17 protein-coding genes are annotated in these 21104 nt (G+C 49.4%); 6 read left to right on the top strand and 11 right to left on the bottom strand.

Annotated elements, in window-relative coordinates; all coding sequences use genetic code 11:
• Positions 1 to 103 precede the first annotated feature (103 nt).
• Complete coding sequence (gene mobA / locus BTA51_RS13160) at positions 104 to 673, bottom strand: molybdenum cofactor guanylyltransferase MobA (protein ID WP_094707925.1); 570 nt, start codon at positions 671 to 673, stop codon at positions 104 to 106.
• Positions 674 to 718: 45 nt separating this feature from the next.
• Positions 719 to 1177 carry a PilZ domain-containing protein gene (locus tag BTA51_RS13155; protein ID WP_141215590.1) on the bottom strand — a complete coding sequence of 153 codons (459 nt, stop codon included), beginning with the start codon at positions 1175 to 1177 and terminating at the stop codon, positions 719 to 721.
• 1001 nt (positions 1178 to 2178) lie between these two features.
• Between BTA51_RS13155 and BTA51_RS13145 the strand changes: the two genes are divergently transcribed.
• Complete coding sequence (locus BTA51_RS13145; protein WP_094707922.1) at positions 2179 to 4566, top strand: Lon protease family protein; 2388 nt, start codon at positions 2179 to 2181, stop codon at positions 4564 to 4566.
• 103 nt (positions 4567 to 4669) lie between these two features.
• Here BTA51_RS13145 and BTA51_RS13140 read toward each other — a convergent pair whose 3' ends face one another.
• The 3 genes from BTA51_RS13140 to amrS form a co-directional block, all read right to left on the bottom strand.
• A complete protein-coding gene (locus BTA51_RS13140; protein ID WP_094707921.1) occupies positions 4670 to 5503 on the bottom strand; it encodes an ion transporter in 834 nt (277 codons plus the stop codon).
• Positions 5504 to 5616: 113 nt separating this feature from the next.
• Positions 5617 to 6231, bottom strand: coding sequence for an alpha-ketoglutarate-dependent dioxygenase AlkB (locus BTA51_RS13135; protein ID WP_094707920.1), 615 nt, complete (start codon positions 6229 to 6231; stop codon positions 5617 to 5619).
• A 79-nt stretch (positions 6232 to 6310) separates the two neighbouring features.
• The gene (gene amrS / locus BTA51_RS13130; protein ID WP_094707919.1) at positions 6311 to 7402 is read right to left on the bottom strand and encodes an AmmeMemoRadiSam system radical SAM enzyme; all 1092 of its coding nucleotides are present in this window, start codon (positions 7400 to 7402) and stop codon (positions 6311 to 6313) included.
• A 333-nt stretch (positions 7403 to 7735) separates the two neighbouring features.
• On the opposite strand from amrS, the gene BTA51_RS13125 reads away from it, so the two are divergent.
• The 3 genes from BTA51_RS13125 (at position 7736) to BTA51_RS13115 (ending at position 11140) form a co-directional block, all read left to right on the top strand.
• The gene (locus BTA51_RS13125) at positions 7736 to 8581 is read left to right on the top strand and encodes a M23 family metallopeptidase (RefSeq protein WP_094708129.1); all 846 of its coding nucleotides are present in this window, start codon (positions 7736 to 7738) and stop codon (positions 8579 to 8581) included.
• Positions 8582 to 8815: 234 nt separating this feature from the next.
• Entirely contained in the window at positions 8816 to 9427 is a 612-nt protein-coding gene (locus tag BTA51_RS13120; protein ID WP_094707918.1) for a response regulator transcription factor, read from the top strand.
• Between the two features lie 129 nt (positions 9428 to 9556).
• Positions 9557 to 11140 (top strand): response regulator, encoded by a 1584-nt coding sequence (locus BTA51_RS13115; protein WP_094707917.1) that lies wholly within the window; start codon positions 9557 to 9559, stop codon positions 11138 to 11140.
• 53 nt (positions 11141 to 11193) lie between these two features.
• Here the strand turns inward: BTA51_RS13115 and astE are convergent, their stop codons facing one another.
• From astE to BTA51_RS13080, 6 genes are all read right to left on the bottom strand, one after another.
• A complete protein-coding gene (gene astE / locus BTA51_RS13110; protein ID WP_094707916.1) occupies positions 11194 to 12195 on the bottom strand; it encodes a succinylglutamate desuccinylase in 1002 nt (333 codons plus the stop codon).
• A 19-nt stretch (positions 12196 to 12214) separates the two neighbouring features.
• The gene (locus BTA51_RS13105; RefSeq protein ID WP_094707915.1) at positions 12215 to 12931 is read right to left on the bottom strand and encodes an ABC transporter permease; all 717 of its coding nucleotides are present in this window, start codon (positions 12929 to 12931) and stop codon (positions 12215 to 12217) included.
• A 12-nt stretch (positions 12932 to 12943) separates the two neighbouring features.
• A complete protein-coding gene (locus BTA51_RS13100) occupies positions 12944 to 13684 on the bottom strand; it encodes an ABC transporter permease (RefSeq protein ID WP_094708127.1) in 741 nt (246 codons plus the stop codon).
• Between the two features lie 63 nt (positions 13685 to 13747).
• Positions 13748 to 14506, bottom strand: a complete 759-nt coding sequence (locus tag BTA51_RS13095) for a transporter substrate-binding domain-containing protein (protein ID WP_094707914.1) — start codon at positions 14504 to 14506, stop codon at positions 13748 to 13750.
• A 50-nt stretch (positions 14507 to 14556) separates the two neighbouring features.
• Complete coding sequence (locus tag BTA51_RS13090) at positions 14557 to 15327, bottom strand: ABC transporter ATP-binding protein (protein WP_094707913.1); 771 nt, start codon at positions 15325 to 15327, stop codon at positions 14557 to 14559.
• Between the two features lie 587 nt (positions 15328 to 15914).
• Positions 15915 to 16526, bottom strand: coding sequence for an RDD family protein (locus BTA51_RS13080; protein WP_094707911.1), 612 nt, complete (start codon positions 16524 to 16526; stop codon positions 15915 to 15917).
• Positions 16527 to 16755: 229 nt separating this feature from the next.
• Between BTA51_RS13080 and BTA51_RS13075 the strand changes: the two genes are divergently transcribed.
• Both BTA51_RS13075 and alaS read left to right on the top strand, forming a co-directional pair.
• Positions 16756 to 18114: a DUF5610 domain-containing protein gene (locus BTA51_RS13075; RefSeq protein ID WP_094707910.1), complete on the top strand. Its 1359-nt coding sequence runs from the start codon at positions 16756 to 16758 to the stop codon at positions 18112 to 18114.
• A gap of 317 nt (positions 18115 to 18431) precedes the next feature.
• Complete coding sequence (gene alaS, locus BTA51_RS13070; protein ID WP_094707909.1) at positions 18432 to 21056, top strand: alanine--tRNA ligase; 2625 nt, start codon at positions 18432 to 18434, stop codon at positions 21054 to 21056.
• Positions 21057 to 21104 lie beyond the last annotated feature (48 nt).

The following is a 21104-nucleotide window of genomic DNA, read 5'->3' as shown; positions in this document are numbered from 1 at the left end:
TCAACGCGGGCTGTGGCATAGGCTTTCGATGTGGCATAGCAATTTAGAAGTGGCATAGCAATTTAGATAAAGTACCGGCCTCGTGCGTTGATGAGAGAGCCGGTTATGCCTGATCCAGTTCGTCCAGCTGTTGCAGCGTATTGATATTGGTGAACAGCTGCGGGCAATCAGAAAAATCAACCAGTTCCGGCTCCAGCAATTCAAGCCATCCACGGACATTTTTGCCGCCATTTTCCAGGTATTCCTTCAGAACAGGATAACTCTCTGGTCTTAACAGGCAGTGCAGGTATTGTCGTCTTTCGCCGTCCCAGGCGACCTGTGCGTTACCCTTGGGCAGAGATGAGCACATACGTCGGCTGTATTCCATTGTCAGCATGGGGGTGTCGCAGGCAGAAATCAGAAACCAGCTGTCAGGAAAGTAATGCCAGGCAGTGAACAATCCGGCCAGGGGGCCTTTGATTGACGTGTCTATATCCTGGAAACAATGAGGGGTAATGGCGCTGTATTCGTCCAGATGACGATTACAGCTGATCAGGATGTCCTGACAGGTGGCACCCATTGCCTCAGCAATGTGGCTGGCCAGAGGGATTCCGCGCCATTTCAGGAGACCTTTGTCCCTGCCTCCGGCTCTTGAGCCTTCACCGCCGGCAAGTATCAAGCCCTTGATATTCATCTGACTGTATTCACCAATTCATCTGACTGTATTCAGCAATGTCGTTCAGGAGGCCTGTGGCTGAATTTGCTGGCTGATCTGTCCGAACAGACCTTCTATTCGAGACATGGCATTGTCCACGTCCCGGCTGTATTCCTTGGGTGACTGGCAGTAGGTGAACCTGATTCCGTAGCGATAGCCCGATAAGGATTCTGCAGATATCTGTCTTGGATGTGAGCTCTGGCAGGGTGCCTGCAACTCAGCCACGCTGGTCACCGTTCCCTGTATTCCGTCTTCGGTGATATACCGACCCCGAAAGCTGAATTCCAGCTTATCACCAGGCTTCAGTCTCTGATCACTGAGAATGGCCATTCCATACCGGTTAAAGTCGATACATTTAACCTTTAAAGGCTGACGGCTACGGCTGAAGAGTCCGACAAAGTTCGCCGTCACCGTTAGGAATGGTGCTTTATGTCTCGTTTTGATACGCCGCTCAAAGTGGCGCTGGAAAATACAATCTCGCATAGCCTCAAGAGTGCTTAGTATTGTTTTTATTCCATTTTCCCTGTCAGGTGCCTCTATCACTGCCGGACCGTTACTGACAGGGTTTTACATTGTACAGAAACCACCAGATAAGGGATACCCCTTATACATTACCATCGGTAATAACCGGCGAGAGTAAAATTTAATGTAAAAACTGTGACTTGTCACACAGAAGTGTTAATTAATCTTCCACGTCTCTGCGAAATGCTTTCGGGGGAACCATCTTTCGCGCTCAGCAGCTCTGGTTTTCTGCGATCTTTGCGTTTTCTTCTTTCGCTGCCTTTATATTCCGGGTCTTGTCTACGGCGGCGATCAGGTACCAGACGCCGATCACTGGGTAGGCTTTCTCTGATAGGCGCTTGTGTCGGGGTGGACTCAACCTGTTTTGCCTGTTGCAAATTTGGCGAGCTGGGTTGGGTGAGAGGCTTGTTTCTTGAATCGATATTAATCATGTTGGCTAGTCCTTCATTTACTCTAATCAACCTGGCGGTCAGTCGTCACTGCACATTGCCGCCGTTTCATTCAGGTTTCTTATCGCCTACACAGTTTCTATCGAGATCTGACATTGTATTTTTTATAGAAAACTCGAACTGGTTAATGTATCTGCTGCGCGTTAATTAAACCCTGGTTTATCCACGCCCTGTATGTCGTAATTAAATATCTCAATTCATCTTTAGAAAAATTGGATCTTTTGTTCAGTTATCGACCAGATCCATATTTTCTTTAATCGCTGCCTGTTAACACTTTTGGTGATAACAGGCAGGAATGATTAAATTTTGCTCGAAAAAGGCGCAAGATGCGAGTATTTCATCCCAGGTTGCTTTCAAAACTGGTTTTTACGTCATGTCGAATTCGTTACACTGCACCGAAAGCCAGTACCGCTTGCTGTAAATTTCAGGTTTGTTTGTAAATAGATTTTCAGCTATGCCGGGTACTGAGTATCTCCCTGAAAAACGATTTCTAACCGGACGTTTGTATATCACATGATGAAGTCTGCCAAAGCCCTACCGCTGTCAAGACTGTATAAGCCTTGTTTGACCAAAGACTTTAATTTCAACTCCACCCGTAATCTTGAACCGTTAGAAGGTATTCTCGGGCAAACCCGGGCGCAGGATGCCGTGCAATTTGCCATTTCCATGATGGATAGCGGTTACAACATATACGCCACCGGGCGTAATGGATTGGGTAAGCGCACCATGATTATGCGCTATCTGGAGAAGAAACGATCCGACTCAGTGGCCAGCGACTGGTGTTACGTCAACAATTTCGATGATGTGCGCTCTCCTAAAGTGTTGCGTTTGCCCGCCGGTGTGGGGATGCCGCTTAAGAAAGATATCGAACAGTTGCTGACTCGTCTGCAGAAGGGGGTTCCCCAGGCATTCGATAATGAGTCCTACTATGAGCGTTCTGAACAGCTGAAGAATGAGCTGGCCCAGAAGCAGGAAAAGGCCCTGGCCAGAGTGGCTAACGCGGCGAAGAAGCAGAATGTCAGCCTGACAATCACCACTCCGGGCGGTTATCGTCTGGTGGCCACTGATGGTGAGAACCCATATGACGCCGAAACCTTTGCGGCATTGCCGGAGACTAAGCAGCAGGAGTTCGAAGATGCCATCAACAAGCTTGAGAAACGTCTGAGAACGGTGCTACGCAAGCTCAGTCAGTGGGAGCAGGAGTATGCGGATAAACAGCAGGGGCTCAATGAAGAAGTGGCTCTGGCCGTTTCTGAGCACCTGATTGACAATCTGGTCAAAAAATATTCTCAGTATCAGGAAGTGGTCTCCCATCTTGAGAGTGTTCAGGCCGACATTCTGAAGAATGTCGAAGTGTTCCTGGAAGACGGGGAAGAGCAGGCGGCTCTTGCGGCGGCAACCATGGATAACAAGTTGCCGCGGAGATATCAGATCAACGTGATGGTGCACCATGACTCTACCGGCCATGCGCCGATTGTCGTGGAAGATAATCCCACCTATAACAATCTGTTCGGAGCCGTGGAAAGCGTAACCTATAAAGGTACTGTATTCACCGATTTCACCCTGATTCGACCAGGGGCACTGCATCGGGCCAATGGCGGGTATCTGCTGATGGATGCCATTAAGGTGCTCGAACAGCCTTTTGTCTGGGATGGCATCAAGCGGGCTTTGCGTTCAGGCAATGTGGCGATCAATACCCTGGAGAAAGAATTGACTTTGTCCGGAACCATTTCGCTTGAGCCCGAAGCCATGCCGTTTGAAGTGAAGATCGTTCTGTTTGGTGACCGCGATACCTATTTGCTGCTGCAACAGTATGATCCGGACTTCAGCGAGCTGTTTAAGGTTGTTGCTGATTTTGAAAGCGAAATTGAGCGAACACCGGAAACCCAGAAGCTTTATGCGCGATTCATTACTTCGCTGATCCAGGACAAAAACCTGTTGCACTGTGATCGCAAGGCTCTGATGCGGATCATTGAGCATAGTTCACGAGTGGCTGAGGACCAGAATCGGTTGTCTTTGCATGCGGCGGATATCGCCAATCTGCTGCGGGAAAGTAATTATTGGGCTCGGGAAGCCAATGCCAAGATGCTGCATGCTGAACATGTGGATAAGGCTTTGGACAGTGCGGAATTCCGTTCCAGCCGAATCCGGGACAAGGTCTTTGACAGCATTCGTGATGGCTCAACCTTGTTAGCCACCGTGGGAGAAAAGGTGGGGCAGATCAATGCATTATCGGTATTGCATACCGGTGATCATGAGTTTGGCGTGCCGAGTCGGGTAACCGCAACCACCGCCTACGGCAGTGGGGAAGTTATCGATATTGAGCGGGATGTTAAGCTTGCCGGAGCCATTCACTCGAAGGGGATGATGATATTGTCGTCTTATCTGGCTTCGACCTTTGGTAAGACAGAGCCGATCAAGTTAAGCGCAAGTATCACCTTCGAACAATCGTATAACCAGGTGGATGGCGACAGTGCCTCCATGGCAGAGTTCTGCGCCCTGATTTCCTCGATCGCTGATGTGCCGATCAAGCAGAGTCTGGCCATTACCGGCTCAATGAACCAGTTTGGCGAAGCGCAGCCGGTCGGCGGGGTGAACGAGAAAATAGAAGGTTTCTTCGAAACCTGCTGCATTAAAGGATTGAGCGGTACCCAGGGCGTGATTATTCCTGATCAGAATGTCAGCAACCTGATGCTTAACCAGAAGGTGTTGGATGCCTGCCAGAAGAAGCAGTTTGTGATCTATTCTGTTTCTACTGTGGCGGAAGCCATTGAGCTATTGACGGGCCTCAAGGTTGGGCATCCGAACGACAAAGGAACCTATGCCAAGAACACGGTGTTCGGAATGGTTCAGCAGCGCCTGAAGCAACTTGCCGCACTGGATCGGAAACGTCACTCCTGATTGGACATCATTTCTGATTGAGTGCCATTTCTGATTCAATCCCACTCCGGGTTGATAGAAGCCCCCTTCTCTCTGAACGAGTCGAAGGGGGCACGGAGAGGCGCTAGGCTTCCTGCGGTACCAGTTTTTCCCCACACCGACTGCAGTACACAGCATCTTTGTCATGCACTGACTTCAGGCAGCGCTGGCAGTCCTGGCGCAATACATCACCCCTTAAAACATTTGACAGCTCAGCCGTAAAAATTCCGGTGGGAACGGCAATAATGGCATAACCCATCAGCATGACCAGTGCAGCAACCGCTTGTCCAAGATCGGAGCGGGGAGAAATATCGCCATAGCCAACAGTCGTCAGTGTGACGATGGCCCAGTAGATACTTCTCGGGATGCTGGTAAAACCGTCTTCGGGAGTCTCGATCATGTACATCACACAACCAAAGACAATAACCAGCACCATTACGGAAAAGAAAAATACGGTGATTTTCTGACGGCTCTGACGAATGGCATGCATCAGTAAATTTGCCTGGGAGACATATCGGGCCAGTCGCAGAATCCTGAAAACCCTCAGAACTCGGAGTATTCTGACGACCAGCCAGTACTGGCTGCCGGGCAGCAGCAGGCTCAAATAACTGGGGAGTATGGAGAGAAGATCCACCACCCCATAAAAACTGAAGATGTACCTGACCGGGCGTTCAATGCAGTAAATTCTGACCAGGTATTCAATGGTGAACAGAATCGTAAAGACCCACTCTGTCACAGCAAACCATCTGCCATACTGGGTGTGCAGTTCCTGAACACTATCCAGCATGACCGTAAAAACACTGATCATAATGCCCGCGATCAAAGCAATATCAAACGCTTTACCCATGGGGGTGTTGGCATGAAAAATAATGATGTACAGCTTTTGTCGCAGACGGGACCGGTATAATTCCTCAGCCACTTCGGCTCCTCAATTTGTAAGATTACTTGTCGTCTATCAGCTTTCTGTCTGATATGCCGTCTTCTAAATGGCGGCTACTGGTTTGTATCCTGAATCTGGTTGCCCAATAAGTATTATTTATCCTGGATGTATCGGAAAGTCAGGTTGATACGCCCACCGACAGGTTTTTCTGTTTTTGGTACCTGATGGTTCCAGTGATGCTGCATGGCACCACTCATAATCAGCAGCGAGTTGTGGGGCAATTCGATTGCTGAGGCGCGTAGCCGGCCTTTCTTGGGTTTTATCAGGAATCGGCGTGTCGCCCCGAAAGAATATGAGGCAATGACCGGATTGATGCCCAGCTCAGGCTCATTATCTGAATGCCAACCGACACTGTCACGACCATCCCGATACCAATTGCAAAGTACGCAGTTAAAAGGGGCCTTGGCCAGATCCTGGGCAATGTTTCTGAGTCTGTCCAGAACAGGGGGGAAAGGTTCGGGGGCGAGCGTCAGACCCGAATAGGTATAAAAACAATGTGCCTCTCCATACCAGGCTTGAAGCCTCGGAATTTCCACCAGGTTCCCTCTAACGCGGATACTGTCTCTGCGCCAACTCAAAGTGTTTTCCAGGGTGTCATAGATATCCGCACCAGATTCGTCGATAACCGGGCAGATGAGATCCATGTGTCCATCATCTATGTCATAGCTTGTGCTGAGTGAGTCGCAATTGGCGGCTAACGGCTTCATGGCTTTCCCGAACTTTGCATCAGGCGCGAATAATACCCGGAGTTGGCAGCCGGCGAAACGACGTCAATATCTGTTTTTCTCAATGTCGGTGAATGGCTACCGGCAGCCTGCGTGGTCCCCAATGACCATGTTCGGATTCAAAGCGGCCGGGGATTCGGGTGCCACACTGATTGCAACATCCATGGTTGTCCAGGTTCCAGGCTCCCAACTGGTACCAGTCTCTTTCTATCAGGCATTGGTGGCAGTTCGGGCACCAGGTGCTACCGCCCTTACTGTCATGCACATTGCCCGTATAGACATAATGCAGCCCCTGTTTCATGGCGATTTCACGTGCTCTCGTCAAGGTGGTAGGTGGAGTGGCCGGGGTGTCCATCATTTTCCAGTCCGGATGAAAGGCTGAAAAGTGCAGAGGTATATCGGGTCCAAGCTTTTCGGCGATCCATTGGCTCATTTTCTCCAATTCTTCATTGGAGTCATTGTGGCCGGGAATCAGTAATGTGGTGATCTCGAACCAGACGGAGGTTTCATGTTTAAGGTAGAGCAGGGTGTCCAGTACGTCAGCAAGGCTACCGCCGCAGGTTTTGTGATAGAAATCTTCAGTGAAGGCTTTCAGGTCAACATTGGCTGCGTCCATATGACGGAAGAATTCTTCTCTGGGCTTGGCGCACATATATCCTGCGGTGACAGCCACAGCGGCGAGATCGTGTTGGTGGCACTGATCGGCCACATCCATGGCATATTCCATGAATATCACAGGATCATTGTAGGTAAAGGCAATGCTGCGACAATCATAAGCCAGAGCCGTCTTTACCAACTCTTCCGGCATGGCCTGATCTGCCAGGGTATCCATTTCCCGAGACTTGCTCATGTCCCAGTTCTGGCAGAACTTACAGGCGAGGTTGCAACCTGCCGTGCCAAAGGAAAGTACCGGCGTGCCGGGTAGATAGTGATTCAGGGGTTTCTTTTCAATTGGATCAATACAAAAGCCGCTTGAGCGGCCGTAGCTGGTCAATACAACGGCATTATCGTGGCGGGCTCTGACAAAACATAAGCCCTGTTGTCCTTCTCTGAGCTTGCAGGCTCTGGGGCAGACATCGCATTGTATTCGTCCATCCTCCAACTCGTGCCAATACTGGGTAGGATAAAACTCCGGAGGTGTCGCAGTATTCATAGCAGGCTCCCGCAGGTTCCCATGGTGTTACTGAGTTGATTATAACTCATATGACAACTGCTCATTTTGGTGACCGGTCCCTCATTTGCAGATATCCATCTCTTCAATATCTGGTTGCCAGCCAGGCAATATCTGGTAGTCCATTAGCCAATTTCTGGTAACTCGCATGCCGACAGATAGCTTTACGGTGATTGCAACTAGTAAATTTCCCGTATTTCCCCGTAAATAGACCTTTACCTGTTTGACCTGCGGAGTACTACCGTTATGATGCTGTGGGCTGAGAGTAATTATTATATTACCAGGTACTTACATTCACTCGACCTGGGTCATTTTATGGTGAGATTGTTATCGGTTTTTCTTGGGGCTGCACTTGGATTGTCTGTGTTTGCCCAAAACGCCTGGTCAGCGGATGAATTTCAAGACAATACGCTGGCCCTGGAAGGTAAGCTGGTTCAGGGGGGGATGATAATTGGACAGGCTCCTCCCGGTAGTCAGGTATGGCTGGACGGCAAATCCCTTGAGCTCACTTCGGATGGGCACTTCGTATTTGGCTTCGGTCGTGATGCCGAAGCGGATCATGACTTGAAAGTGATTTATCCTGACGGTGTTCAGGAGCAAAAAGCACTGGCAATCAAGGCCAGGGACTATGATATCCAGTATATCGAAGGTATTTCCAAGAAGATCATGTCCCCGAATGAGGATGATCTGAAGCGGATCCGTGAGGAGAATGCCCTGGTTTCAGGGGCTCGCGGACAATTTTCCACACTGAAGTCTTTTCTGGAGACATTTATCTGGCCAGCCAAAGGACCCATTACCGGGGTCTATGGAAGTCAGAGGTATTACAACGGGGAGCCCAGGCGTCCTCATTTTGGATTGGATATCGCTGCGCCACGTGGAGCGGAGGTTGTTGCTCCTGCGTCCGGGAAGGTTGTGCTGGTGCATGATAATATGTTTTTTTCCGGTGGTACGCTGATCGTGGACCATGGATATGGAATTACTTCAACTTTCATTCACCTGGACAAAATTCTGGTGGAGAAGGGGCAGATGGTTAATCAGGGAGATGTCATTGCCCTGGTGGGGGCTACGGGAAGAGCTACCGGTCCACATTTGGATTGGCGGATTAACTGGTTTCAGACGAGACTCGACCCTGGTCTGCTGATGGCTGAACCACAGCCTTGAATCTATTGATGGCTGCATCACAGCCAAAATAGAGCTCCAGAGAAGGAATTGCCTATGGATCGGGCGAAAATCCCTGCATGCATAATGGGCAGTATCGGGATTATGTGTTAAATAAATATGTAAGTGTAAGCTTAAGGTAAGAATTTTAATCAAACTATTCCGGGTCAAAGGATCCTGAATGAAAGCTGGCGTTTCTCGACGCAAAAGATAAAAAAGATAGCCGGGGAAGTTTTAATGAGCGAACTCAACCAGACCGTGTATGTTGTTGAAGATGACGAACCAGTAAGAGATTCGTTGCTTTTGCTGTTGAAGGCAGAAGGGTATGCGACCAAAGGGTATGAGAGTGCCCATGCGTTTTTGGAAGAAGATGTGGTCTCGCTGTCAGGTTGTCTCATTCTGGATATACGGATGCCTGGGATGACGGGAATGGAGCTGCACAAGAAGCTGTTGGAAATGGGCTGTGCGATTCCCGTGATTTTTGTCACCGGTCATGGAGATGTTGCCATGGCGGTGGAGGCCATGAAACTGGGCGCTGTCGACTTTGTCCAGAAACCATACCGGGAAGAGGATTTACTGGATAAGGTGAAGCAGGCATTGACGATGGATGCCGAGCAGCAGGAAGCGCTGAAGTATAAGGAAAAACTGCAGCAACGAATCGAGTCTCTGACGCCCAGAGAGAGAGAAATTATGGACATGATGATCGAGGGAAATGCCAACAAGGTTATTGCCATCGAACTCGATATCAGCCAAAGAACGGTTGAAATTCATCGTTCAAGAGTGATGCAGAAAATGGGAACTCACTCATTGGCGCAGTTGGTCCAGATGGTGTTGGCCGTTCGCGGCTAATTCCATTGGGATAAGTCTTTTGAATGACTGTTCCTGAATCAATAGCCATATTGCATAGGTGTTTTCGCGTATACTTCGTGCCTGGAGCGCTGACTATAGTCGCAAGTCCAGGCAAAAAATCGGTGGTATATGGCGACAGCAGCAATTAACGTGATCAAGAAGGTTTCCCGTCAAGATCAAATACTGCTGGTCGATGACAATCCTGCTAATTTAAAGATCCTCTATGAGACTCTTGATGGTCGTGGCTACAAGCTGCTTGTAGCCGATAGCGGTGAAAAAGCGGTCAGCATCGTTAAAAAGTCTCATCCGGATCTGGTATTGCTGGATGTCATGATGCCTGGTATGGACGGATTCGAGGTTTGTCGCGTTCTTAAGCAGGACCCGGAAACCGCCCGCTCTTCAATTATCTTTCTGTCTGCGTTGGATGATACCGATAGCAAGGTTATCGGTTTTGATGCAGGCGGTGTCGACTATATTTCCAAGCCTTTCCAGATCAAGGAAGTTATTGCCAGGGTTGAAACTCATTTAAAGATTCATCGTCTTGAGCAACAGCTCGAATGGAAAAACCTTGAGCTGCAAACCGACAAGACCAGCATATTGGAAGCGATGAGTGAGGGCATATATGGCCTCAATCGCAAAGGGCAGATCATATTTGCCAATCCAGCGGCCTGTCGTATGAATCGCTGCGAAGAAAGTGAGTTGCTTGGGCAAAGCTTTGCCAATCTGCATTTTAATCACAGCCATATCCCTGAGGGCGATAACGAGTACGATCTCGATCGCATTACCGAGCGTCTGCAAAGGGTGCTCACCAATGGCGAGTCGCTGAAAATTGGTCATGCGGTGTTTTCCAGGCCGGGAGGAACGGTTTTCCCGGTGGCCTTCAGTGCAGCTTCCACCAAGTCAGGCAGCTTCTCTACGCATGCAGTGGTGGTATTTCATGATATCAGTGAAGAGCTTGAGCAGGAGCAGGAGCTGGAGCGAGCTCGTCAGAGTCTGGATGCTCAAAGGGCTCAGCTGGCCCATGTTTCCCGTTTGAGTATGATGGGGGAAATGGCCGCAGGTATCGCGCACGAGGTAAATCAACCGTTAACGGCGATTGTTAACTATGTTCGGCTCGCTGCCAGGATTTCCAAGGCTGAAAACCTGGACAGGGAATCCATGACAAGCACACTTGAGAAAATTGAAAGCCAGTGCTTACGGGCCAGTCAGGTCATTCAGCATATTCGCGACTTTGTGAAAAAACCTTTGCAAGGCAAGGAAATCGTCAGCGGAGCGCAGTTGGCGCAGGATATTATCGAACTGGCCGAAATAGAAGCCAAGGAACATGGTATTGAACTGGTGATCAAGGTGGCTGAAGATCTCCCCAATCTGAATGTTGAAGAAATTCAGGTGCAGCAAGTTGCGCTGAATCTGTTGCGAAACGGCATGGAAGCGATGGAGCAGGCTGAGATTGACGGAGTTATCGAGTTTTCAGTCCAGGTTGAAGAAGGGGGCGGTAAGGTACGCTTTGAAGTTGCCGACGCCGGTCCGGGGGTGAAAGAGGAGTATCGGGAGAGTCTGTTCAGCCCATTCTTCACTACCAAAAAATCAGGGATGGGAATCGGCCTTACCCTTTGCCAGTCAATCATTCATTCACATGGCGGTGAAATAGGTTATCGGCCAAACCAGGAGGATGGCAGCACCTTCTACTTTATCTTGCCGGTGGTCAGCTGAATCTAAAGTCGATTATCCAGAGCGTCTAAGTTGGTTATCCAAAACGGGTGGCGTCAGGCGAGTGTGATGCCTGCCATCGGTTTGACCAGCAAGCCGGCACGTTGACCTGGCCCTACGTTTGAGTTGGGGAAGACAATATATAGTGACTCTTCTCCCACGATATAGCTTGTCTCATGATCTTTCCACACTTCAAAGCCAGAGGGGAGTTCGGTGAAGTTTGCCGTGTCCTCCTCGATGCAGAGTGTAAACCCTTTGCCTGTATTGATAACCTCATCGACGACCTGAAACTGTATTGGGAGTCTTTCGGGTAAGTCAGATCTGGATTGCCCCAGGATTAATTTACGAATGGTGTCATCAATACCGTTGAGACGGCTGAGGTCGTTTTGTCCAAACGGGGCAACCTTGCCAAGTTCCACTGTGAAGCTTTCAGCTCCAAAGTTGTTGGCGGTCCAGCCTGAGAAAGTGGTAGAGGGTTTGTTCTGCAGCAATATCGCCTGAATCTCGCTATGTCCCATCAGGTTGATATGGGTCGGAGAGCAGGTGCGTGCGGGCAGGTAGGGGTAGATGGCAAACTTCTCGAAGAATGAGTCCCGAATCGCGGTATGCAGGTCGTAGTGCACGCTATGGCTGGCATTCTCCAGAAATTGTCTGGTTTGATCCATGATGATACGGGCGCGTAAGTATTCAGTATCGATTTTTTCCTCTCCAGAGGAGGCGAATAACCTGTTCAGGTTTGTGTCAATAAACCTCTCTCCTGCATTCATGGCCTCCGGATTGCCAAAGATGAACAGGCAATCGACTTTTGGCTCCAGTTGGCCGCTGACGATATCACTGATTATCTGATTTAGGAGTTCTATTGGAGCGGTTTCATTGCCATGAATGCCGGCAGATATAACAACCTTGTTACGGGTGCCGGCTGGTGTCCGGAAAATCAAAAATCCGGTCTCTGGGATGCTGACAGTGCCTGAGGCCAACGACACGGATGGTGTCGTTGGTTTAGCGTAGTTTAGCGTCAGGCTAAGAAAGTCAGGGTGTGTTGCAAAAAGTAGGTTCATTAGGAGGTAATAGGCCGGTTTAGTTAGATGGTGCTGGTTTTAAATGGGCCATAAGTCGGTTTTCCAGCCGCTTGAATCCATAGATAATGCTGAAGGTGCATGTCAGGTATATGCAAGCAACAAAAATAAATGCTTCAAATGGGGCGTAATAACGAGAATATATGTCATATGCCGCACCTGTGAGATCTACCAATGTTACTGTAAAAGAGACGGAGCTTGCATGCAGCATGAATATTACTTCATTGCTGTAAGCGGGGAGCGCTCTCCTAAATGCGCTGGGAATAACGATTCTAATGGTGCGTTTCCACCAACTCATACCGTAGGCTTTTGCTGCTTCTATTTCTCCGCGAGGAGTGGCCATAATGGCGCCACGTAAAATTTCGGTCGTATAAGCTGCTGTGTTTAAGACAAATGCTATTAGAGCGGGATAGAAGGCCTCTTTAAATATTGGCCATACAATCGTGTCTTGCAGTGTGAAACTAGAGCCATAATAGATAATGTATAGTTGGACTATTAGTGGCGTGCCTCGAAAAATGTAAGTAAAAACCCAGACAGGCTTTGATAAAAAAGGATTGTCAGAGCAGCGCATTAGCGCTAGTGGGAAAGATAATATTAAACCAATTAGCAAGGCGACAGAGACGAGTTTCACTGTGAGAATGAGTCCAGCCCCATAATGTGAAAGCGTTTCTAAATTGAAGATTGCATTGCTTGCTAAGATTTGTTCTAACCACTCCATATTTACCTCCCCTTAACCTTTAACTACGCCAGCACTATATCGACGTTCTAACAGCTTAATTACCCACTCGGATATGGATGTGAGTAAGAGGTAAACAATTACAACGGGAATAAAAAACTTGAACGGTTGATGGACAGCCTTCGATGCTTCGCTTGCGAGTCTTACCATATCTGCCAGTCCAATAATTGATACTAAGGCGGTGGTTTTTAGTAATACCAGCCAATTATTGCCCAGTCCCGGTAAGGCGTGTCTCATCATCTGGGGGAACATTATCCGACTGAAAACTTTCCATTTGGTCATGCCATAGGCATAGCCAGCTTCGATCTGGCCACGATCGACAGCCATAAACGCACCACGGAAAGTCTCTGTCATGTAAGCGCCAAAAATAAATCCTATTGAGCCGACTCCAGCAACAAATTGGTCAATATTGATCCAAGGGAGCTCAATAGCTACTTCAAGATCAAAATTCTTTAGCAATATCTCTGGGAGGTCGTAGTTGATCCAGTCCAAGGCCGAGTTTATCAGTACCTGTCCGCCATAAAATATGAGGAGCATCAAGACCAAGTCTGGTACACCGCGAATTGTGGTGGTGTAGAAGGTTGCAATGCCTTTAGCAGTCTTGCTGTTGGAGAGCTTTGCTGAGGCTCCAATTAACCCTAATAACAGTGAAAGCAAGAGAGCGAGGAAGCCTACTTCAATGGTAAGCAATGCTCCCTTCATGATAGAGGGGCCGTAGCCGTGAAAGTCGAACAGGTATTCAATCATGTTGTAACGCTCTTGAAGAACCCGGCCCAAGAGGGCCGGGTAAGTGGACGGTTAAATCTTGATGTCGTAAGTGAAGTATTTCTTCATGATCGTGTCGTAGGTGCCGTTTCTCTTCAGCTTGTCCAGAGCTGCATTGAATTTGGCGGCAAGATCTTTGTCACGCTTACGGAATGCCATACCGATGCCTTCGCCTAGCTGGAAGCGATCGCCGATCTGAGCATAGGCTGCATCGTTCATGATGGTTTGTTCGCCTACAGGGAAGTCCAGAACGACAGCGTCAAGACGGCCGCCCTGCAGATCCAGTACCAGGTCATCAGCTGTGCTGTAACGCTTGATGTCTGCTACGGAACCGAAGTTTTCAGTGGCGTAGTTGTCCTGAACGGTACCACGCTGAACCCCGATGGTTTTGCCTTTCAGGGCGTCTTTGGAGGTGACGTCCAGAGAGGTATTTTCTTTCTTACCGAACCAGGCGGTAGGAGTGTTGTAGTAGCCTTCAGAGAATAGAACTTTCTCTGCGCGCTCAGCAGTGATGGACATGGAGGACATGATGGCGTCATATTTACGTGCCAGCAGGCCGGGAATGATACCGTCCCAAGCTTGTACTACCCATTCGCACTTGGCTTTGATCTCTTCGCAGGCGGCATTGCCCAGATCTACTTCAAAGCCGGTCAGGCTGCCATCAGGATTTTTGTACTCAAATGGCTCATATGGTACGTCAACAGCGATACGAACAGTGTCCCATTTGTCAGCCAGTGCCTGTCCGGCAACCAGCGTCAGCGCACAACCTACAGAGATAAACAGTTTTTTCATATTATTGACTCCAACGTCTTTCATTTGGTTTTAGGTATAGCCTGCGCCCGTTAATACTTGGGAGCAAGAAATTGACGGACACGCTCCGAGTCAGGGTTATCAAATACCTTGCTAGGTGGTCCTTCCTCTTCTATCCGACCCTGATGCAGAAACATCACGTGGCTGGAAACGTCTTTGGCGAAGGCCATTTCGTGGGTCACGACAATCATGGTGCGGCCTTCCTCTGCCAATGAGCGCATGACTTTCAATACTTCGCCAACTAATTCAGGATCAAGTGCCGACGTGGGTTCGTCGAATAACATAACGTCGGGTTCCATAGCCAGGGCTCTGGCTATGGCTGCACGCTGCTGCTGTCCGCCGGACATCTGGGCTGGGTAATAATTACGGCGCTCCCAGATACCGACCTTTTGCAGATAGGATTCTGCCCGCTCCATGGCTTCTTTTTTGCTGATGCCCAGTACGTTGACCGGTGCTTCGATGACGTTGTCCAAAACCGTCATATGTGACCAGAGGTTAAAGCTCTGGAAGACCATTGAAAGGCGGGAGCGCATTTTTTCCACCTGCCGGTTGTCTGCGGGTTTGCGCTCTCCCTTGCGGGTGGTCAGAAATTTGATCTGCTCCCCATGAACCTCGATTTCTCCGGAGGTGGGGACTTCCAGAAGATTGATGCAGCGCAAGAAGGTACTCTTACCTGAGCCGGATGAGCCAATCAGAGAAATGACGTCGCCTTTTTGTGCTTGCAGAGAAACCCCTTTCAGTACTTCCAGTTCGTTGAACTTCTTGTGTACATCTCTGACAACTAATGGGGCTACTTCAGCCATATGTAGACTCCAGTGAATAAAATTTTTGCCACCTGGAAAAGGTGTGCGAATACCGGGGCACTGACGCTTGCGAGGCTGGTTGTTAATCCAGAATAGACGCAATGCTGCTCAGTGACGGGTTCCATAATTTGAATTGGGAGTTGGGGGTGCTACTCGTCGAGCACTTCGCTCAAAGACAAGCGCGTAGCGAGGAAATCATCCAGATAGGATAACGAAGAGGCGAGGGCGTCAGCGATGCCAGACTTCGTATTTTGATTAGATGTATCTACGTTCATAAGAACCAGACCGCTTTACTGTATTGTCCTAGATGCTTGCTCGCGCACAGGAACGTGTTGTTATTTTTTTCACCATTCTTTCTGGAAGGCCCTGAACTCATATGTTCTAAGTTTAGGTGCTTGCCTGGATTATTGGTCTGGTGATTGACACATTTCTTCCAAGCCGAATGTTTCAGAAAGACTCGCTTCGTTTGCGGTTCTGGGGTATTCCAGCTCAATTGAAATTTAATGTCAACAATCTGCTGATTTCGGATATCCCTTATAGACTCCCGTCTTATGGTGACGATTTTTTGCGTTATGTTTGCCTGTGTCTCACTTGGAGTTCCTCTTTTTTCCATTTCGGGATTGGTTTCCTTTTTTGCGATTTTCCAATTCGCGTTGCTTATTTTCCGGTGAAGTCGGTTGTTTCTTCTCCGGCGGAATTTGTTTTTTCTCGGGAGGAACATAGTAGACCCGTGTCATCGATGCGCGGTCCGGCCAGGTCAGTTTTTCTTTGTCCCAGAGCTTCCAAATATATCCCAGACCCAGGCAGGCTGCTGAAGCCATGGCGGTAAAGAATCGCAGAAGGCTTTGGCTCCAGTTGATCTTAAAGCCGTTGGGATTCTGAACTCTGATGCGCCAGACCTGCATGCCAAGAGTTTGTCCTATACGTGTCCAAAAATAGGCGAAAAAGTAAAATGTTGCCAGGAAAAGGCAAATAGTCAGAAGTGGGTCCCCCGGACCTTTTTCACTTTCGGCAAGTGCTTTCATTGCCTCCAGCCCGATCACCATGCCTTTGAGAAGAAGGTAGACCATGGTGGTAACAAACCAAACCGCAATCAGCAATATGCCATCGTAAAACATCGCTGCAAATCGCCGCCATAGCGGTGCTGACTTGAGGGTCGAGGGGTCTTCCGGGAATTGTTTGATCTGTGCTGGCGTCATTCGTGGGTCTTGTGTCTGTTCGTACAAATGGAGGCGCAATATAACATAGGTTGGGTAAACGGAGTCTTTCTCATTGCTGAAATTTATGCCGTTTGGTCTGCATATCGAGATGCTGGGTCTGCTTATTGATAAGGTCTGGTTGTAAGGCGCGGCATTTTCATAAGTCATCGTTTCTAAAGGATTGGATTGGGCTGCCGATATATGACTAACACCTTCGGGAGGACGGATTATGTTTCATGGTATCGGGTCGTTAAATCAATTGTTTGCAGGGTTTGGGCGGGGAAACGCACATCATTCCCATCATCCTGCTTCCAATGGTCAGTCGGTATCCGTTAGCCAGTATTCTCTTTCGGTCGAATATTCCAGTGTGGAGATGAGCTTTTCCTCTCAAGGATCGGCTGGAGGGCAGCGTCAGTTCAGTGCTCAGGTATTTGAAACCAGATTATCCGGGCGACTTTCGGCTTTTCAGCAGCCCGCACAAAATCCTTATCAGTCTGCATTGCCTTCCCCTCAGGATGTTGCCAACAAGGTATTGGGATTTGTTGAGCAGCGTATTGCTCAGGAGGCTGAGAATGGAGCGACGCCTGAAGAGCTGGAGGACCTGTTTGCGCAGGCAACTGAAGGAGTAAGTACAGGTTATGCTGAAGCAATCGAAGAGATTGAGACTCGGGGCCTGATGACCGATGAACTCCAATCTGATATTGACGAAGGGTACGACCTGATCCAGACCGGTTTGACTGATCTGCGGGAGAAATATCTGCCAGGGGATCCGCAAGGCGTTGAAGATGGCGCGGTAATTGTTGATCCTGCCCAGACAGAAAGCGCACCAGAAGACGAAGTTGTGCAAAACTCTCAAGCTAATGATGAGGGAGAAGTGGTTGCTGATAGCGACGACGGAGATGCGTCGGGAGCTGTGAGTAGTAACTCCGAGCAGGACAGGCCTCGTCTCTCCAGACTGGCTGAAGCTTTTGCATATAACCGTACCCAATTGACGTCAAATGATTTGGGTTTGACCGTGACCACACGTGATGGAGATAAGGTGACCATTTATGTGGGGGCGGCATCAGGAAGTCAGACTTCGGCCTTATATGCGGCTCGCGGCGGGAATCAGTACTTGGGCGTATCGCAAAGCAGTTTCGAAACCAGTGGTTATCAATTGCTGGTAGACGGGGAATTGGATCAGGATGAGCTGACTGCCCTGGAAGAGATGTTGGCTCAGGTTGAAGACATTGCCGGATCATTCTTTGCCGGCGATTTCAATGATGCTTTTGCTGCTGCGCTGGAGATGGACGTGGATATGTCTGAAATTGCCAGCTATTCAGTATCCATGAGCAGCATGCAATACGAAGAAGTTGAGGCTGCGTATCGTTCCGGAGGGCGTCATTCGGCTAATCAGTTCCAGCCCTTGGCAGATCAAGTGCCCAAGTATGCAGATGCGTTATCCCAGGCGGCACGGTTTGATGAGCCTGCCAGCCTGATTGAGCAGATAATGGAGCGTCTGGTGGAATTTAATGGAGAGTCTGAGCAGCTGCAAAATGATCAGTTTCTTGATTTTAGCCGCCAACTGCTTCAGCAATTGTCTGCCTGATATAGCGTGCTGCCAGTAGACTGGCCAGAACGCCCTCGATAGTCTGGTCAGGACGCCCCTGTTACTTCTGCTCAGGACGCCCCTGTTACTATAGCCAAAGGCCCGGATATGGGCCTTTTTCTGTGGTTCCCGCCACAATTCACTCACCTTTCGGCAAAATTATTGTGAAAACCCGCCATTTCGCCCGCCGGTGCCCGTTTTTACGTTGCTGAATCTATGTTAAAGTACGCCGCTCGGTGGGCTCTGTGCCTGTTTGTCAGGCCGATACAGGTGGGCCCGTCACCCATAATAAATGAACTCCGAAGAACGGAATGAGTATGAAGAGCTCTGATATACGTAATGCTTTCCTGAAGTTTTTCCAGCAGAACGGCCACGAAATCGTGTCCAGTAGCTCCCTGGTACCTGCAGACGACCCAACTCTGCTGTTTACTAATGCGGGTATGAACCAGTTCAAGGATGTTTTTCTTGGGAAAGACAAGCGCTCATACTCCCGGGCTACGACCTCGCAAAAGTGTGTTCGTGCAGGCGGCAAGCATAACGATCTGGAAAACGTTGGTTATACCGCGCGCCATCATACGTTCTTCGAAATGCTCGGAAATTTCAGCTTTGGTGATTACTTCAAAAAAGAAGCGATTCATTTTGCGTGGGACTTCCTGACATCGCCTCAATGGTTAAATATTCCCAGCGAAAAACTGTGGGTGACCGTCTACGCTGACGACGACGAATCTTTTGATATCTGGAACAAGGATATCGGTGTGCCTGCTGATCGCATTGTGCGGATCGGTGACAACAAGGGCGCTAAATTCGCCTCTGATAACTTTTGGCAGATGGGGGATACCGGTCCTTGTGGTCCCTGTACAGAAGTATTCTATGATCACGGCCCTGAAGTAGCGGGTGGACCTCCCGGCAGTCCGGATGAAGATGGTGACCGCTATATTGAAATTTGGAACGTGGTTTTCATGCAGTTTAATCGCCAGGCTGATGGCGAAATGCTGCCATTGCCCAAGCCTTCCGTCGACACCGGAATGGGGCTTGAGCGTATCTCTGCTGTTTTGCAGCACGTTCACTCCAACTATGAAATTGACCTGTTTCAGGATCTGTTGAAAGCTGCCTCAGGCGTTCTGGGTGGTGTTGCAACAACTGAATCCTCTCTGCGTGTTATCGCCGATCATATCCGTTCCTGCTCTTTCCTGATTGCGGATGGTGTTATGCCTTCCAATGAAGGGCGTGGTTTTGTGTTGCGCAGAATCATCCGTCGTGCTGCCCGTCATGGTAATAAGCTTGGAGCTCAGGAGCCGTTTTTCCACAAACTGGTCAAGGCTCTGGTCGAGTTAATGGGGGATGCCTATCCGGAGCTTGCTCGTGGTCAGGCCCAGATCGAAAAGGTATTGCTCCAGGAAGAGGAGCAGTTTGCTAAAACCCTGGATAAAGGGCTGCGACTGTTGGAGCAGGACATTGCTGAATTGCAGGGGAATGTAATTCCTGGTCAAACAGTTTTCACTCTTTATGATACCTACGGATTCCCCACCGATCTGACGAACGATATCGCTCGTGAGAGAGGGCTTCAATTGGATATGGATGGCTACGAAGTTGCCATGGAAGCCCAGCGAAACAGAGCTCGTGCCGCAAGTAAATTCGGTGTGGATTACAACGCAGGGCTGGACTTGGGGGTGACTACAGAGTTTACTGGTTACAGCCATCTTACCGGCGCACATAAGGTTGTGGCGCTAGTGGTGGATGGTCAGACAGTTGAGAAGCTTGAATCAGGGCAGCACGGAGTTGTGGTTCTGGATAGAACGCCTTTCTATGCCGAGTCTGGCGGCCAGGTTGGTGATACCGGTCTTATTCAGGTGGGGGATAGCGAATTCGTTGTCGAAGATACCCAGAAAGAAGAGGGTGCCATCCTGCATATTGGCCGTGTAAGCAAAGGTCAAATCAGTAATGGGGAGCAGGCAGATGTGGCGGTGGATCGTCACAAGCGTCAGGCGACCGCACTGAATCACTCTGCCACCCATCTGCTGCACGAAGCTTTGCGTCGTGTGCTAGGCGAGCATGTCGTGCAGAAGGGGTCTCTGGTAGACGCAGAAAAGCTGCGTTTTGACTTTGCTCACTACGAGGCGGTAACACCCGAGCAGCTGCGTCAAGTTGAGGAAATCGTTAACTACCAGATTCGTGCGAATGCTGAAGTCACCACCGAGCTGACAGATATGGAGTCCGCCAAAAAGAAAGGGGCTATGGCTCTGTTTGGTGAGAAATACGGTGAGACAGTTCGCGTTCTGGCGATGGGGGAAGACGGTTTCTCCGTGGAACTCTGTGGAGGGACTCATGTGGGGCGTACCGGTGATATCGGTTCGCTGATCATTACCGGTGAATCGGGCATTGCTTCCGGTGTGCGCCGAATTGAGGCTGTCACCGGGCAAAATGCTGAGCGCTGGGTGAAGGCTGGAGAGCTGTCTCTGCGTGAAATTGCTGCTCTGGTGAAAGGAACTCGTGAAAGTGCGGCCGAAAAAGTGAAGGCTTTGTTTGAGCGTAACCGCTCACTGGAAAAAGAGCTGGAACAGGCGAAGGCTAAGCTGGCTGCAGCTGCGGGCGGCGATCTGGTTTCGTCTGCCAAAGAGATAAATGGTCTCAAGGTGTTGGCGACCAAACTTGATGGCGTTGAACGGAAAGCGCTGATGGACACTGTTGATCAGCTTAAGAATAAGCTCGGTCAGGGAGTGGTCGTGCTGGCATCAGTCGAAGATGACAAGATCAGTATCGTTGCCGGTGTCACCAAGGCGGAAACCAGCAAGGTTAAAGCCGGTGATCTGGTGAAGCTGGTTGCCGAGCAGGTTGGCGGTAAAGGTGGCGGACGTCCGGACATGGCACAAGGTGGCGGTACGGATGTAGCTAAGCTTGATGAGGCTCTGGCATCGGTTTATGAGTGGGTTGAAAAGCAATAGTTCAATCTTCTCGAATATTTTGTGAAATAGACAGAAGGGTAAGATAAA

It is taken from the genome of Hahella sp. CCB-MM4, from assembly GCF_002260525.1.
Lineage (GTDB): Bacteria > Pseudomonadota > Gammaproteobacteria > Pseudomonadales > Oleiphilaceae > Hahella.
The sequence above is the reverse complement of the archived record's forward strand: the minus strand, read 5'-3'. Positions and strand labels throughout refer to the sequence as shown.

Coding starts and splice junctions, on each gene's coding strand:
- mobA (WP_094707925.1), bottom strand. CDS start 673: ATGAATATCAAGGGCTTGATACTTGCCGGCGGTGAAGGCTCAAGAGCC.
- BTA51_RS13155 (WP_141215590.1), bottom strand. CDS start 1,177: ATGCGAGATTGTATTTTCCAGCGCCACTTTGAGCGGCGTATCAAAACG.
- BTA51_RS13145 (WP_094707922.1), top strand. CDS start 2,179: ATGATGAAGTCTGCCAAAGCCCTACCGCTGTCAAGACTGTATAAGCCT.
- BTA51_RS13135 (WP_094707920.1), bottom strand. CDS start 6,231: ATGAAGCCGTTAGCCGCCAATTGCGACTCACTCAGCACAAGCTATGAC.
- amrS (WP_094707919.1), bottom strand. CDS start 7,402: ATGAATACTGCGACACCTCCGGAGTTTTATCCTACCCAGTATTGGCAC.
- BTA51_RS13125 (WP_094708129.1), top strand. CDS start 7,736: ATGGTGAGATTGTTATCGGTTTTTCTTGGGGCTGCACTTGGATTGTCT.
- BTA51_RS13120 (WP_094707918.1), top strand. CDS start 8,816: ATGAGCGAACTCAACCAGACCGTGTATGTTGTTGAAGATGACGAACCA.
- BTA51_RS13115 (WP_094707917.1), top strand. CDS start 9,557: ATGGCGACAGCAGCAATTAACGTGATCAAGAAGGTTTCCCGTCAAGAT.
- astE (WP_094707916.1), bottom strand. CDS start 12,195: ATGAACCTACTTTTTGCAACACACCCTGACTTTCTTAGCCTGACGCTA.
- BTA51_RS13105 (WP_094707915.1), bottom strand. CDS start 12,931: ATGGAGTGGTTAGAACAAATCTTAGCAAGCAATGCAATCTTCAATTTA.
- BTA51_RS13095 (WP_094707914.1), bottom strand. CDS start 14,506: ATGAAAAAACTGTTTATCTCTGTAGGTTGTGCGCTGACGCTGGTTGCC.
- BTA51_RS13090 (WP_094707913.1), bottom strand. CDS start 15,327: ATGGCTGAAGTAGCCCCATTAGTTGTCAGAGATGTACACAAGAAGTTC.
- BTA51_RS13080 (WP_094707911.1), bottom strand. CDS start 16,526: ATGACGCCAGCACAGATCAAACAATTCCCGGAAGACCCCTCGACCCTC.
- BTA51_RS13075 (WP_094707910.1), top strand. CDS start 16,756: ATGTTTCATGGTATCGGGTCGTTAAATCAATTGTTTGCAGGGTTTGGG.
- alaS (WP_094707909.1), top strand. CDS start 18,432: ATGAAGAGCTCTGATATACGTAATGCTTTCCTGAAGTTTTTCCAGCAG.